Here is a 15,476-nt window from a genome sequence, read left to right as displayed (position 1 = left end):
AAGGTCCACCTATTCGCCCGTATACGCCTGACTCTCCTGCCAGAGTCCTTCCAGGCGCCTCACGCCGGCACGCCGGTACAGGCGCCGTACGCATGAACGCGGCACGCGGGAGGGCGCTATGAACACCAGTCAGCGAATTTTTGCAGCCCTACTTGTCACCGCGACCACGGGGTCGCTCGTCCTCGGGGCCGCAGCCGTCGTCTCGGCGGCCGAGGGGCCGGACGACGCCGGCAGGCGGACCGCGGCAGTAGTGGAATCCGCCACGGGCGCCGAAGCCGTTGCCCGGGTCCCGGGGGAGGGCGTGAGCGTGCCGCCCAATGCGGCCGGCACCGTCGAGGCGAGGACAGCCGACGGGGGATCGGTATCGATCAGCCTGCCTCAGACCAAGAACGTGCCGGGCAGGAAGGCGGGCAAGGGCACCACCGTCTACCCGGGCGCCGCACCGTCCACGGATCTGGCCGTGCAGGCCACTCCGGAAGGCGGAGTGCGGGCATTGGCCGTCCTCAAGGACAAGACCGCACCGCGCGAGCAGCGATACGCCCTCGCGCTTCCGAACGGCGCCAGCCTGATGGCGACGGACACCGGGGCGGTCGTTGCGGTGGCCCGGGACGGCAAGGCCCTGGGCGGGTTCGACGCGCCGTGGGCGAAGGACGCCAACGGCAAGCCCGTACCCACCAGCTACCGCATCGAGGGCAACATCCTCGTCCAGTCGGTGCGGACCACCGACTCCACAGCGTTCCCCGTCGTCGCCGACCCCAAGTGGCTGGACGAGGCGGCCAAGGGGGCCACCGCCGGGATGATCGGCGGATGTGTGGGCGGTGCCATCGCCGGGGGAGCCGGATGCCTCCCGGGCGCCGTCGCGACAGGTGTGGCCGGGGGCGTCGCCGGAGCGATCAGCGGCCTTCTCGGCCGATAGCGGCGCCGCTTCTCTGATCCCGGACGACGTGACCTGTGAGGAGTACCGCAATGACAGATGACCTGGAGAGTCGCTACCCCGGCGCTGAACGGAATATCACGCTGGCGGTGCTGGGCGGACTGGGGGTGGTCCTCGGTCTCCGCCTGGGCGACCAGTCCTTCGTGGCCAGCGCCCTGTGGGGACTGGCCGGAGGGATCGCCGTGGTGCCGGTAGTCATCGGTGCCACCCGAGTCGCCCGCTTCGTGGCCAGGCGGCGATTCACGCGCTGACACGACCGAGACCCGTCCAGGCCTCACACCCGTCGAGGCCGATGCCGGGAGTGGACCGGTCTCGATTGACGGAAGGGCCGGAGGCATCGGAACGGAACCCTGACCCGGCGTCCCTGGTTTCCTGCCCGTGCTGCTGAGCACACTGTCGGCATGGGGGAACGGAAGCGCGGAGGCCGCAGGCGTCCATCGAACGACTGGCTCGTCGTGGTGGGCGGGTTGGGCCTCGCCGTCGTGGGTGCGGGTGCGTGGGCTGCCGGGCAGCTGGCCAGAGGTGGCCAGGACCCTGCCGACACCTCCTCCATCGTTTCGATGGTGGTCTCGGTGGCCGGCCTCCTCGTCGCGGTGGTCGCCCTGCGCACGGCGATCCTCACCCTGCGGCAGCCGGACGACGCCCGCAAGCTCGCCGAGGGGGCCGCCGATACGCTCAAGGACAAGACCGCGGGCGAAGCACGGAAGACCCTGGCCAAGATGGTGGGCGATACCGGTGTGCGGCTCAACCTGACCTACGTTCGCCGCCCTTACGACCGTCTCGCCGGCACCGCGCCCCCGTACGGGCAACTGAAGGCGGACGAGAGCGGCCAGGTGCCCGGCATCGCCTCCTACTACCAGCAGGTCTCGACCGGCCGCCTGGTCATCACCGGGCCACCGGGCGCCGGCAAGACGGTCCTGTCACTTCAACTTCTGGTGGACCTCGTCCGCCTGTGGGCCCCCGGCAAGCCGGTACCCGTGAGGTTGTCGCTGGCGGAATGGAGCACGGACGTGCCGTTCGAGGAGTTCCTGACGGAGCGCCTGATTGAGGAGCACGCCGTGACACCGGTCCGGGCCGACTGGATCGTGGAGCACGGCCTGCTGGTTCCCATCCTGGACGGCCTGGACGAGATGGACCCCGGTTTGACCGGCGTGGACGGCACCCCGCTGTACGACGAGCACGGCCGGCAGCTGCCCGATCCCCGGGCACCGCGTGCCCTGGCCGCGCTGAAGGCCCTGAACAAGTACGGCGACATCGCCCCTGGCCGTCCTCTGATCCTGGTTTGCCGCACGAACCACTACGACGCCCTGCCGACGGGCCAGCGCCTGTGGCACGCGACGGCCATCGACATCGAGCCGATCGGCCGCGCGCACGTCGCGGCGCACCTGGCCAGTCTCTTCGATGACGACCCGCGATGGCGGACCTTCCTCCATGACCTCCCGGCGCACTGGACCGGCGTACTGGGCCGGGCGCTGTCCACCCCGTGGTGGCTCTTCCTCGTCCAGTCCGTCTACGCCCAGGGCGACGACCCAGCCCACCTGCTCACCTACACCACGGAACCGGAACTGAAGGACCACCTGCTGTCCCGATTCATCCCGGCCGTGGTGGCCCAGCGGGGCGGCGGGTACGAACCGGACAGGGTCCGGCACTGGCTCGGGACCATCGCCCGGCATCTTCAGGCCGGCCCGGACGGCGTCGAACGCGTCGATATCCACCGGCAGCGGCTGTGGTGGATCGGCGGTGAGGCCCGTGTACGGGCCCTGGACGCCGCGACGGTCGGCCTGCTGTTCCTGCTGCTGGTCCCAGCGGTGCTGGCCAGCGGGCTGCCGGACCCGCGGGCGATGGTCGCCACCGTGTGTCTGGCCGCCGCGTTCACGGCGTTCGAGGTCTTCCGGTACTGGGCCGATCCGGCGTGCGTGGCATGGGGCCGCGTGTTCTCCGGGGCAACCACTACCTTTGCTCTCGACGGGCTGATAGGGGGCTTCGTGTTCGCGGCACTGGGCGCCGTGGCCGCGCTGCCCGTGGCGTGGCTCCTGTCGGCCGTCGGACTGGACCGGATGCTGGTGTTCTTCCCGCTGGCCGTGGCCTACTGGGCGGTCTGGTGGGGCATCAGCATCGTGATCGGCTCCGGCATCACGGAGGCCCATGTCGCGAGGCGCTCACGCGACACCAACACCGCCGTGCGGTGGCAGTACGTCTTCCGGGGCGACCTGATCGTCGGCTTCTTCACCGCCGTCGTCACGGCGGTCTCCGTATGGGTGGCCTGGTGGGTGATGTCGCTGTCGGACCTGCTCCACGTCGGTCCCGCGCCCGGTGTTGACCTGATCTTCATGGGCGTCCTCGCCGGCGCCATGCAGTGGGTGCAGGTGTTCGGCGGGGGTCGACGGTACGGGGTCTTCATGCTGTGCCTGCGCCGCGGCGCGCTGCCGCTCAAACTCGGCCAGTTCCTCGACTGGTCCTACAAGGGCGGCCTGCTGCGCACGTCCGGTGGGGCGTACCAGTTCCGCCACCGCGAGTTCCAGAAGTGGCTCGCGACGACGGACCCGCCTTCATCCCCGGCCTCCTCGTCGTCCCCTGCTCCGGCGGACACCGGGGCAGGGGACGGGGGCGCTTGAAATGAGCGCGGCACGACGGCGCATGCCGAACCGCTGCTTCGTCAGCTCTCCCCGTGGACCGGCCGGAGGGTTGCCCCCGGGCGTGCGAGGGGAGGGCGGGTGGAGCAGGATGGACGTATCCGGACCCGCCAAGCTGGAGAAGGTCGTGGTGCTCGATGCCCGGCAAAGATCCAACGCCCAGCGGCAAGCGGCAACTGGTCGAGGCGGTAGCCACCGTCACGCTGGCCGCCTGCGCGCTGTTTCCGGCCAACGGTTTGGCGCTGGCTGATGTGCAGGAGCACGCCACCACGACGGTCGCTGGCCGAGCCGCGGCAGCCCCGGCTCAGACTCAATACGACCGGATCGCCACCCAGACGCTCAACGACATCGTGAACGGCAAGTTCACCGCGGCCACGGCCCGCTTCGATGCGACGATGCGCGAGCTGCTGTCTCCAGATGCCCTCGCGGAGGCCTGGGAGACCTACCAGGACAAGTTCGGACGCTATCAATCGCACGGGGATCCCAAGGACGTCACATTCGGCGAGTTCACCGTGGTCAACGTGCCGCTGCGCATGGAACGCGAGCCCGGGGAGTTTCGCGTGACGTTCCACAAGGACGGAAGCATCGCTGGTCTGTTGTTCCTCGAGACAGGGGTGCCGCTCTCTGTCGTCGGTTCAGCGCGCGGCCTGTTCCGGTAGAGCTGCCACGGAGCTGCGGCCGTGGGTTCTCGGCCCCCGTTGTACCGGCGCAGCACACACGGAGGCCCCATGGTTGTCCCAGGTTGCAGCCTTCACCCGAAGTGCCATCGTGGAGATGAGGACATTGCTCGGTGACCGATTGCCGAAGGTTAAGCCATGGAAGACGAGCAAGCACACGTCGAATACAACGATGACCAGTTCGACCTGGACATCCGCGTCAAGATGACGACGCGGGAAGTCGACAGGTTCGTCATCCAAGACACGCACAGCTGTGCCAGTACCTGCGGCGACGAATGCACGAACAGCTGTGCCAGTACCTGTGCGGGCAGTTGCCCCGTGCTCGACACCCCCAACGAGACCGAAACCTGTGAGACCTGCGGCTCCTGCACCTCGGAGTGCGACCGCAGCCTCTTCGAGGACCACTACGTCCTGGAAGTCAGCCAGGTCCGGGCCGACGGGGTCACCCGCAAGGTCGCCGGTGAGCACGTCATCCGCCGCGTCGTCGAGCACAACCCGCAGGAAGGCTGATGGCCCCGCCCGCCTGGCAGCCGGCCATCGGCGATCCAGAGACCGTCGCCTCGGTACGCACCATCTCCGTGGACGTGCTCTCCCGGCTACGCGACCCCGACACCGTCGAAGGAACAGCCCGGACGACACCGCTCCACGGACGTCCGCGTTGGACGACTCACAGCACCGCCCAAGGCACATGCGGCCTCGCCCTCGCCTTCGGACACCTCGACCGGTGCCTGCCCGGCGAAGGCTGGGACCTCGTGGCCCACCATCACCTCAGCCGCGCCGTCGACGGCACCACGTCGAACCCCGTGGGCACTCTGGGACTCTTCGCCGGCCTCACCGGAGTGGCTTTCACCACCTCGTACCTGGCTCATGGCGGACAGCGGTACCGCACGTTGCTCGGCGGTATCGACGACAGCCTGTACGCCCGGCTTCCCCAACAACTTCCCGCTGTCACCGGGGAAGGCCTCGCCGTCGGCACGTTCGACCTCGTATCGGGGTGGACCGGCGTGGCCGCGTACCTCCACTCCCGGCCGACCGTCCCAGCCCGGGACCGCGCTCTCCACACCGTGCTCGCCTGGCTGGTCGACCTGTCCCGTGCCATCGACGGGGTCCCCGCGTGGCACACCCCGCACGCCCTCATCACGGACGAGAGCATGCGCGATCGGTACCGGACCGCGGTCGCCAACTGCGGTCTCGCCCACGGCATCACCGGCCCGCTCGCCATGCTCGCCCTCGCCCATGCCGACGGCCCGATGGTTGCGGGGCACACCGAGGCCATCCGCCGAACCGCATCCTGGCTCGCTTCACACCAGGTCGACGACGCCCGGGGAGGGGCGTACCCGTCGGTGGTCCCGCTCGGTGAGAACTCCGCCTCACCGTCGGCAGCCCGCGACGCCTGGTGCTACGGCAGCCCCGGTGTCGCGCGCGCCCTCTGGCTCGCGGGCACCGCCCTCGGCGACCCCGACCTGACCCGTACGGCCGTCGCGGCCATGCGGGCCGTACTGCGGCGACCCGTCGCCCGGCGGCGCATCGACTCGCCCGGGTTCTGCCACGGCATCGCCGGGCTTCTGCAGGTCACCCTGCGATTCGCCGTCGACACCGGAGACGAGGAGATCGGCGACGGCGCGCGCCGCCTGGTCGACCAACTGCTCGGCGAGTACCAGCCGCAGGCGTCCTTCGGCTATCGCAGTGTCGAGCCGGACGGCACCCGCGAGGACCGGTCCGGCCTCCTCGAAGGCGCCGCAGGGGTTGCCCTCGCCCTCCTTGCCGCCGTCACCCCCGAACCACCCGCCTGGGACCGGTTCTTCCTCCTGTCATGAGCGCCGACGCCTCCCGCGGTCCCGGCACTCGGCGACGAGCCGCCCCCCGGGCATCGGCGCTCTACCGCTGTCTCGACCACTTCGTGATCCGCACACCGATCCTCCCCGTCACGGACTACCCCGCGGCCGAGGACCTCAGGCGCGCGCCCGCGACCGCTCGTGTCCGGGACAGCGAGCACGCGCGGCGTGCCGTCGTCGTGTCCTCGCTGCCCCTCGCCGGCGCATTGCTGGGGCCCGCACGCACCGAACGCGACCGGCGGCGCCTCGAGTCGAGCATCCTGCGCTACCTCATTCGCCTCAGCACCCGGCCCACTCCCTTCGGGCTGAACGCCGGCGTCGCCCTGGGGCGGTGGGGCCCGGTCACCGACGTCCGCCTCGCTGACCAGCCTCCCGACGTCCACGCCCGAGTCGACATGCACGCCCTGATGCACTTCGTCACCGCCCTCGAATCGCGAACCGATATCCGGGGGGCGACCACGGTCATCGCCAATCCGGCCGTGCTGCACCGCGCCGGCCGGATCACATTGAGCGGTGTCGAAGCGGTCCTCGGGGCGAACGGCGGCGAGAACGTCACCCTCCGCGCCACCGGCGCCGTCACTCGCGCCCTCGCCCTCGCCCGCACACCCATGGCCTACGCCGACCTCGCCGCGGACCTCCTGGAAGCCGTCCCCGGAGCCACTCCCGACAAGGTCCACGACCTGCTGTACCGGCTGTGGCGGCACGCATTCCTCCTGACGGACCTCCGCCCGCCGCTGACCCACCTCGACCCCGCGGGACATGTCCTCGACCACCTCAGCCGGATACCGGCGGCCGTCACCGCCGCTGCGGACCTCGGTGAACTGCTGGCCGCGATCCAGGACTGGGAGAGGCAGCCACCCGGGACCGGCGCCGCCGCTTTCCCGGCGCTCGCCGATCACGCCCGCCGCGTCACGGGGTTCGAAACGGCCACACCGCTCCAAGTCGACACGGTTCTGCCGCTGGCGGCCTGCGAGGTGTCCCGCGAAGTGGCCGACGAAGCGGTCCGAGCGGCCGAACTGCTGCTGCGGCTCACCCCGTTCCCCTTCGGCCTGCCCCAGATCACCGCGTACAGGCTCGCGTTCGAGGTCCGCTACGGCACCGACCGCGACGTGTCCGTCCTCGAACTCCTCGATCCCGCCACAGGCCTCGGCTCACCGTCCCTCCTCCCTCCGGTCATTCCCGCCAAAGCCGCCCGGACGGACACCTTGCTTCGCCTCGCCACCGGTGCTCTCCACGACCACCTCACCAGCATCGACCTCGACCAGGAGACCATCGACCGACTCGCCCTCTGGGAAGCGGCCCCCGAGCGGCTCCCCGCGTCGCTCGACCTCTACGCCATGGTCTCTGCCCCGTCACCCGCCGCCATCGACGCCGGCGACTTCCACCTGGTCGTAGGCCCCAACGTCGGTGCCGGAGCCGCCGGACGCAACCTCGGCCGCTTCGCAGGCATGCTCACCGGTGCCGTTCCCGCACTCGGCGACATCGCCGAAGCCGAACAGGCCGTTGAACCCGGCTGCATCCTGGCCGAACTGGTGTACCTCCCCGAGAAGACCCGCTCCGCGAACGTCGTCGTCCGGCCCGCGATCCGCGACCACGAGGTCGGCATCCGCACCAGCGCGGAGGACGGACCTGCCCGCTACATCCCCCTCGACCAACTCGCTGTCCGCGTCACGAACGGCAGGTTCGCACTGATCTGGGACGACGGTACGGGGGAACTCCGAAAGGTCAGCGTCTGCTCAGGACACATGCTCAACAACAGCCGGGCCCCCGCCGTCTGCCGTTTCCTCGCCGAAGTGAGCCGCGACGGCACCGCCCAGATCGTCGGCTTTGACTGGGGCCCGGCTCGCGACTTCCCCTACCTGCCCCGCGTCACCTCCGGCCCGGTCGTCCTGCGCCTGGCCCAGTGGCGCATCGACCACGCCACGGCGCAGGAGATGGCCGGGCAGCCGGACCTGTTCCCGGCCGGATTCGACGCCTGGCGCCGCCAGTGGCGGGTGCCCCGCTACACGTACCTCACCAGCAGCGACACGGCTGCGGACCACCGGCTCCTCATCGACGCCACCGCGCATTCCCACACCAACGAGATACGGCGAGCCCTGAACCGTCTGCGGCCCGGCGGCAGCGTGGTCCTCCAGGAGGCCGTACCCGGCCTCGACGACGCCTGGGTCAGCGGGCCGAACGGCCGGCACACCGTCGAACTCGTGGTGTCCATGAGCCGCAACGCCCCTGCTCCGCTCTCCGTTCCACCCAGCAAAGCCGGCGCCCGGGTGGCGAGGGCAGACCGGCTGCGTCCTCCGGGCAGCGACTGGACCTTCGTCAAGCTCTACGGCGACCGGCAGGAGGAGGAATCCCTGCTCGTCGGCGGCATCCGCGATCTCATGCGCTCCCTGGACCGCCAGGCCGACCGGCGCGTCTTCTTGCGCTACTCGGACCCCGACCCCCACCTGCGGCTGCGCCTTCGCGGCAATCCCGCCATGCTCATCCCCGCACTCAGCGACTGGGCCGGTGCCCTCCTCGCTGACGGACACCTCTCGCGGTTCACCTTCGACGTCTACGATCGTGAGGTCGAACGCTACGGCGGCCCCGCAGGGATGGACGTCACCGAGCAGCTGTACTCCGCCGACAGCGCCGCCGTTCTCGACCTGCTCTCCCTCGACCACGCCGGTGAGTCTCAGCTCGACAGGACCGGCCTGGCGCTGCTCACCATTGACGACCTGTTGACCGGGCTCGGCCTGAGCGAAGACGAGAGGCTCCGCTTCTACCACAGGGAGACTCCCGAGCGACGGCTCGCGGGCGCGGAGTACCGCACCCGCAAGGCGGAATTCTGTGATCTGCTGCGCGGACCACCTCCTCGTCCCATCGGCGACATCCTCACCCAACGCCGTCCTCACCTGGCGGACGTCGCCGACCGGCTCGCCGGTCTGAATCGCCGCAGGCAGCTCGGCAAGACACTGCCCGAGCTGTGCCAGAGCTACGTGCACCTGCACTGCAACCGCCTGCTGGGCACGGACCGTGCTTCCGAGAACACGGCGTTGGAGCTGCTCTACCGCACGCGCCACAGCCTGGCATCGGGAGCCTGAAACCCTGACCGTGTCGGACGCGGGGCGTCGGCCGTCGACGTGCCGGCGACGCCGCCCATGCCAGCTGCGCCGGGGTGCCGATGAGCCGGGCCGCCGCCGCCCCGCCCGCCGGATTCGGCGGCGCGCCGCGGGAACGCCGCCGCGAGGACGGAAAGCGCACGTCACGGGCGCGGGCCTCCCGGTTTTATGGCTGACAGATCATCCGGGAGGTGCTTATGATGCCGGTGATGAACAACTTCCCCTCCTTCGGATTGGGGGAATCGTCCGCGCAAGGTGAGTGCTGATGGCAGCTCACTTCGCGGAACCGATTCCCGCCCGCCTGCTGATGTGGCAGCGCGTACGCGATTACGCCGTGCCACCGTCCATGATCGAGAACGCGACCGCGCGCCGTGCTGCCGGTGACTGGGCCGGGGCCTGCGTCGCCGCCCGAATCGACGTCGATCTCGATCTGCGCGCCGTGCGCGACCGCCACGGCACCGACCTCACCACCCGCCTCCGGGCAGATCTGCGCCGACTGGCGCCGGATCTGCTGCGCTGGAACATGCCCCGGATCGCCCCCGACGGGCGGCTCCGGCCCGGCCTCACCCTTTCGCTCGCCCGCTACGGCGACCCCGGCCCCGCGGCGCCACAGCTCGTCGTACGGACGCCGCCTGCCTGGGCGGACGCAAGCCAGCGGATGTCCCTGGCGCTCTGGGAAGAGTCGCGGGAGGGCGCACCCGAGCACCATCCGCACCCCCACCCCGACCGGCGTTTCCGTCTCGACCTGCACCGCCACCTCTGGGACGCCACGCGCAGCGCCGAACTGGCACAGAGGTGCGGCGCGGACGCACTGCACCGGCCCGCCGGCCGCGATCCCTCGTGGCCGCCGGACCACTGGGCCGACGAGGCCGAACTGCTCCTGCGGGCCGAGGGCCGTCCTCGCGGGGCCCTCACCGTGCGGCTCGGTGCGCGCAACCACTCCGTGCTCGAACTCGTCGCCCCCGACGACAGCCATGCTCCGGTCCTCCGGCCGGTGCGGGAGGTGCTGCCGCCGCAGCAGATCGCGGCGCTCCCGGTGCTTCCGGAGGCTGCAGCCCGGACGCTTCCGGACCTGGAGCTGCTGCGGGCCGGCCTGCTCCCTGCCGAACGGCTGCACCCGCTGGTCGCGGCAGCGCTGTCCGCACCCGGCTTCGCGGCTCCCGCCTCCGGTCCCGTGGCGGTGCCCGGCCCCGTGAAGCCGACGGACGACTCGGCCCCCGGGCCCACCGATCCGCACCGGGTCGAATGCCTGGGGGAGGTCCACCGGATTGCGCTGCGCAACGGGACGCTGACGGCGGTCGACCACCATCCGGCCCAACTGGCCCGTGAGGAACTGCTCATGGCGCTCGGAGGGCCTGGACTGCCCTGTCTGCGGGCGATCGACACGGTGCACCGCAGCCCCGAGGCGCTGCCCGCCGTCCGTGAGCGGCTCGGCCACGGCGACGTGACCGGGGCCCTGGCCGTGGTCGAAGGGCTGCTCGGTACCGGCGCCGTCCTGCGCGAAGGGCCCCTGCGGGAAGCCCTGGAAGCGGCGGTGGCCGGCCGCCTCGACCACGGGCTCTTCCGCTCGGGGCTGGTACCGGTGCACCCCGCCGCGGCTGTGACGGGGGACACGGGCTACGGCTACCGGCCACGGCTCGACCACCGTCTGCCGTGGGAGTTGCGCCGCAAGCGGGGCAGCCGTGCCCGGCCCCGGACCGGCCTGCAGAGCTGAAGGCCCGCAGCGCCCGCGTCCGCGGGCCCGGTCGGCCGCACGGCCTCGTCCGACCGCGTCCCCGTACCTGACTCACACCGTTGTCCGACCGGACCGGACTCAACCCCGGCAACGGACGCGACCCCTGCGCGTACTGCGCGTACCGCACGTACGGCGCCCGCGCCGTCGTACGCCGCTGAACGACGACGACATCCAGGACGGGCCCCCGTCCCCGAAAACACCCAGGTGATGCCCATGACTTCGAGCACCGTCCTCTCCGTGCCCGTGCCCGTGCCGCTCCCGGCCGGCCGCACGCAGCTCTCCCTCGCCGAAGACCTCCTGACCCTCCTGCGGACGACCACAACCGAGCCGCGCCCCGACGAGCAGTTGGAGGCGCTCACCCTGGCCGTCGCGGCCGACCTGCCCGTACTGCTCTGGGGCGAGCCCGGCATCGGCAAGACGGCCGCGCTGACCCAGCTCGCCGCCTCCCTCGATCTGCCGCTGACGACCGTGATCGCCAGCGTCCACGAGCCGACCGACTTCTCCGGGCTGCCCATCGTGGGCGAGGACCCGGCAGCGAACGGCGTGCCCATGGCCCCGCCGCAATGGGCCGTGGAGCTGGTGCGCGCCGGGCGGGGATTGCTCTTCCTCGACGAGCTGTCCACCGCCACCCCTGCCGTCCAGGCCGCACTGCTACGGGTCGTCCTGGAGCGGAAGGTCGGCGCGCTGCAACTGCCGCCCGGCGTACGGATCGTGGCCGCCGCCAATCCGCAAGCGTCGGCGGCGGACGGCTGGGAGCTGAGCCCGCCGCTGGCGAACCGGTTCGTGCACCTGTATTGGGTGCACGACCGGGACGTGGTGGTGCGCGGTCTCGGCGGGGTATGGCCGCGCGCGGAACTGCCCCGGCTCGACCCGGCGGGACTGGCGGAGGCGGTGGCGTTCGCCCGCCGCGCGGTGTGCGGCTTCCTGAGCGCCCGGCCGACGCTGATCCACCGGCTGCCGACCACCGAGGCGCGGCGCGGTGGCGCCTGGCCCTCGCCGCGCAGCTGGGAGGCCGCAATGACACTGCTCGCCTTCGGCACGGCGGCTTCCGTCTCCCGGGACGTGCTGGCGCTGCTGGTCCGAGGTGCGGTCGGGGACGGGCCCGGCCTCGAACTGCTCGCCCACATCGACCGCATGGAGCTGCCCGACCCGGATTCGCTGCTCGCCGACCCGGCCGCCGCCGAACTGCCCGAGCGCGGCGACCTGCGCCAGGCCGCGCTGGAAGCGGTGGTCGCCGCCGTCGGAGCGCGCCCGGAGCGGGAGCGCTGGGAGGCAGGCTGGGCGGTGCTGGTCAGGGCGCTGGAGACCGGCGCGCCGGATCTGCTGGTCGCCCCGGCGAAGGCGCTGGCCGCGCTGCGGCGCGACGGCTGGGAGGTCCCGGAGACGGTGGAGCGCCTCGCCGCGGTGGTCGGCCTTGCCCGGCGGGCGGAGGACTCGGTGGCCCGTACCGCGGCGGCGGCCGCCGGTGCCAAGAGCGCGGCGGGCGGGCACCGATGACCGGGTCCGTGAAGCAGCCGCGCCCCCGCCCGCGCCCGCTGCCGCGCCCGATGACGCCGCCCCCGCCGCCGCGGCCGGTGCAAGCCGCACCCCCCGGGTCACCGCCCGGCCCCGTACTCCCGCTGGACATGGACAAGTTGCTGGCCGCGCGGCTGCACGCGGTCGCCGTCCGGCCGTACCTCGCCGGTGCGCTCTTCGCGCTCCACGTGGTGGAGGACCCGTCGGTGCCGACCATGGCCGTGGACGCGTACTGGCGCTGCTACGTCTCCCCGTCCTTCGTGTCGCGCACCCCGCTGGAGGAGCTGGCGGGCGTCTGGGTGCACGAGGTCTCCCACCTGCTCCGGGACCACCACGAACGCAGCGCGCGGTACGCCCGCGAGCACGGGGAACAAGGGCCGGGGCAGCGGCTGCGGCAGAACGTTGCGGCCGACTTCGAGATCAACGACGACATCTACGGCGATGGCCTGGCGGTGCCGGCGGGGGTGGTGCTCCCGGCGACGCTTGGCCTGCCCGACGGGCTGCTCATGGAGGAGTACCTGCGGCGGTTCTCGATGGCGGGCCGCACACCACGGCTGGCCTGGCTGGACTGCGGCAGCGGCGCCGACGGGCACGCGCGGCCCTGGGAGCTGGGGCCCGAAGGAGCGCACGGTCTGAGCCGGCAGCAGCGCGACGCGGTGCGCTTCCGGGTGGCTGAGGCGATCACCGGCCGGCCGGGGGACGCTCCGGAGGGGTGGCGGCGTTGGGCGGACGAGGCGTTCCACCCTCCGCAACCGTGGCGGCAGTTGCTCGGCGCGGCACTCCGCACGGCCGCGGGCGCGCCGGGGGCGGGCGAGGACCACAGCTACCGGCGCCCGTCCCGCCGCTCCGCCGGCGTCCCCGGCGTCGTGCTGCCGAGCCTGCGCCGGATGCCGCCCCGGGTCTGCGTCGTGATCGACACCTCCGGGTCGGTGAGCGACGCCGAGCTGGGCGGCGCGCTGCTGGAGGTGGCGGCGATCTCACGGGCGGTGGGCGGGCGGCGCGACCTGGTCTCGGTGATCTCCTGCGACGCGGCGGCGGGCGTCGCCGTACCGCTGTGCCGGGCCGAGAACCTCGAACTGATCGGCGGCGGCGGTACGGACCTGCGGTCCGGCTTCGCCCGTGCGCTCCGCTCGCGCCCCCGCCCGGACGTGATCGTCGCCCTGACGGACGGTCAGACGCCCTGGCCCTCCGCGCAGCCGCCCTGCCGCACGGTCGTCGGCCTCTTCCCCCGTGCTCCCCGCGCCGTGAACGAGGGAGATCCGGACTACGTCCCTGACAGTCCGCCCGCGTGGGCCCGCGTCGTCCCCATCGGCTGAGCGAGGGGCCGAACGCTTGGCGACGTCCGTAGCTCTGTGGTGGTTCGACCAGGTGGCCGGCGCGTGATCTTGGTCGTCCGTACAGGTCACCGCGGTACGTCCCGGACCTACCGTACTGGCAGGGCCGGTTGACCGCTCGGGGCCGCACCGCCGGCCGCTCCGGTGCCGCATCGTGCCCAGGACGACGGTCCGACGGTCGGCGCGTGGTCCGAACGGCTTCTCAGTCTGCCTTCGCCTGGGTGCGCCGGGCGTACGCACGGGCGGCGCGGGCGCGGTCGCCGCAGCGGGTGGAGCACCAGTGGCGGCGTCCGTGGCGCAGCAGGTAGCGGTTGCAGGGGGTGGAGCCGCAGCCGGTGAGGCGGTCGGCGTCGGGGCTGGTGAGGAGGTCGGCCGCGTTGGCCGCGAGGGTCGCGAGAGCGCGGGCGAGGATCTCGTTGGTGGGACACGGCACCGCGCGGTAGGGGCCGTTCTTCTCGTCCCAGTAGAGCAGTCCGGCCGTGGGAGCCATGCTCAGCGCGTCGTTGACGGCGGACAGTGCCGCGGGCAGGGCCGGCAGCCCGGCGACGCGGGCGGCGAACAACGACCTGAGGTGTTCGCGCAGGGAGCGCAGTTGCGTCGCGCACATCTCCCGCACCCCGGCGTCGGCCGGCGCGAGGCCGTGGTCGGTGAGCCACCGGTTCGCGCTCTCGGGGGTGCCGAGGAAATCGATGAACTGCCCTCCGGGCAGCGCGATGGCGCTGTTGACGAAGTCGAGGGCGAGGTAGTCCTCCGCCCCCGGGGCGGGCAGTCGCACGGATTCGAGGATCGGGATCTCACTCATGATTCTCATGGTACGCCTTGCATTCATCCGTGAGTCCCCTATGATCATCACGGATAGACCGAAACCCAACCGTGAGGTTCGTGAGGTTCTGATGGCTGATACCAGCACGCCCGTTGAGCAGATCCCCGTCCGCGTCTTCGGTGGCCCGACCGCTCTCTTCGAGTACGGCGGCCTGCGATTCCTGATCGACCCGACCTTCGACGCGCCCCGCGAGTACCGCGTGCCGGGCGGCCAGTTGACCAAGACGGCGCCCCCCTCCGCCGCGCCGGCCGACCTCGGCCGCATAGACGTGGTCCTGCTCTCCCACGACGAGCACCCCGACAACCTCGACGAATCCGGCCGGGCACTGCTCGCCGACGTCCCTCTGACCTTGACCACGCCCGGGGGCGGACAGCGCCTGGGGGCGGGGGCCAGGGGACTGGCCGACTGGGAGTCGGTCGACCTCGACCGCGCCGGTGGCGGCACCATCACGGTCACGGCTGTGCCCGCCCTCCACGGGCCCGGCACGCGCGAGGAGGTCGAACCGTTCACCGGCCAGGTCGTCGGTTTCGTCCTGACCGGGCAGGACCTGCCCACGGTCTACGTCAGCGGCGACAACGCCTCCCTCGGCCTGGTCAAGGAGATCGCCGACCGGTTCGGACCGGTGGACACCGCCATCCTGTTCGCCGGGGCCCCTCGCTTCACCGAGCTCTTCGACGGCGCGCTGATCGTCCTCGACAGTGCGCAGGCCGCCGAGGCCGCCACCATCCTCGGTGCCCGCCGGGTCGTTCCCGTCCACTACGACAGCTGGGGGCACTTCACCGAGGGACGCGACGAGCTGGTCGCCGCCTTCACCGCCGCCGGACTGCTCGACCGCCTGGACCTGGGCGAACGGGGCTGAGCCGGCTGCCGCCGGCCTTGACGCCTGGTCGTT

12 protein-coding genes are annotated in these 15,476 nt (G+C 71.9%); 11 read left to right on the top strand and 1 reads right to left on the bottom strand.

The genetic code is table 11. From position 1 onward, the window contains the following. Nucleotides 1-118 precede the first annotated feature (118 nt). The 10 genes from ACIPUC_RS01380 (at nt 119) to ACIPUC_RS01335 (ending at nt 13,743) form a co-directional block, all read left to right on the top strand. The gene (locus ACIPUC_RS01380) at nt 119-916 is read left to right on the top strand and encodes a hypothetical protein (protein WP_446586126.1); all 798 of its coding nucleotides are present in this window, start codon (nt 119-121) and stop codon (nt 914-916) included. A 50-nt stretch (nt 917-966) separates the two neighbouring features. Next, nucleotides 967-1,185 (top strand): hypothetical protein, encoded by a 219-nt coding sequence (locus ACIPUC_RS01375; RefSeq protein ID WP_446586125.1) that lies wholly within the window; start codon nt 967-969, stop codon nt 1,183-1,185. Between the two features lie 150 nt (nt 1,186-1,335). Continuing rightward, complete coding sequence (locus ACIPUC_RS01370; RefSeq protein WP_446586124.1) at nt 1,336-3,549, top strand: NACHT domain-containing protein; 2,214 nt, start codon at nt 1,336-1,338, stop codon at nt 3,547-3,549. Nucleotides 3,550-3,704: 155 nt separating this feature from the next. Next, nucleotides 3,705-4,226 carry a DUF3887 domain-containing protein gene (locus ACIPUC_RS01365; protein ID WP_446586123.1) on the top strand — a complete coding sequence of 174 codons (522 nt, stop codon included), beginning with the start codon at nt 3,705-3,707 and terminating at the stop codon, nt 4,224-4,226. A gap of 156 nt (nt 4,227-4,382) precedes the next feature. Continuing rightward, nucleotides 4,383-4,754: a hypothetical protein gene (locus tag ACIPUC_RS01360; RefSeq protein WP_446586122.1), complete on the top strand. Its 372-nt coding sequence runs from the start codon at nt 4,383-4,385 to the stop codon at nt 4,752-4,754. Then, the gene (locus ACIPUC_RS01355; RefSeq protein WP_446586121.1) at nt 4,754-6,061 is read left to right on the top strand and encodes a lanthionine synthetase C family protein; all 1,308 of its coding nucleotides are present in this window, start codon (nt 4,754-4,756) and stop codon (nt 6,059-6,061) included. The genes ACIPUC_RS01360 and ACIPUC_RS01355 overlap by 1 nt, the downstream gene beginning before the upstream one ends. After that, nucleotides 6,058-9,159 carry a lantibiotic dehydratase gene (locus ACIPUC_RS01350; protein WP_446586120.1) on the top strand — a complete coding sequence of 1,034 codons (3,102 nt, stop codon included), beginning with the start codon at nt 6,058-6,060 and terminating at the stop codon, nt 9,157-9,159. The genes ACIPUC_RS01355 and ACIPUC_RS01350 overlap by 4 nt, the downstream gene beginning before the upstream one ends. 283 nt (nt 9,160-9,442) lie before the next feature. Further along, nucleotides 9,443-10,891, top strand: a complete 1,449-nt coding sequence (locus ACIPUC_RS01345; protein ID WP_446586119.1) for a hypothetical protein — start codon at nt 9,443-9,445, stop codon at nt 10,889-10,891. A 234-nt stretch (nt 10,892-11,125) separates the two neighbouring features. Continuing rightward, a complete protein-coding gene (locus tag ACIPUC_RS01340) occupies nt 11,126-12,409 on the top strand; it encodes an AAA family ATPase (RefSeq protein ID WP_446586118.1) in 1,284 nt (427 codons plus the stop codon). A 128-nt stretch (nt 12,410-12,537) separates the two neighbouring features. Next, nucleotides 12,538-13,743, top strand: coding sequence for a vWA domain-containing protein (locus ACIPUC_RS01335; RefSeq protein WP_446586117.1), 1,206 nt, complete (start codon nt 12,538-12,540; stop codon nt 13,741-13,743). Nucleotides 13,744-13,963: 220 nt separating this feature from the next. Here ACIPUC_RS01335 and ACIPUC_RS01330 read toward each other — a convergent pair whose 3' ends face one another. After that, nucleotides 13,964-14,563, bottom strand: a complete 600-nt coding sequence (locus ACIPUC_RS01330; RefSeq protein WP_446586116.1) for a CGNR zinc finger domain-containing protein — start codon at nt 14,561-14,563, stop codon at nt 13,964-13,966. 91 nt (nt 14,564-14,654) lie between these two features. On the opposite strand from ACIPUC_RS01330, the gene ACIPUC_RS01325 reads away from it, so the two are divergent. After that, entirely contained in the window at nt 14,655-15,443 is a 789-nt protein-coding gene (locus ACIPUC_RS01325; RefSeq protein ID WP_446586115.1) for an MBL fold metallo-hydrolase, read from the top strand. The last annotated feature ends 33 nt before the right edge of the window (nt 15,444-15,476 follow it).

Source organism: Streptomyces sp. LARHCF249, from assembly GCF_052871255.1.
Note: the sequence above shows the minus strand (reverse complement) of the source record. Positions and strands in the feature narration are given on the sequence as shown.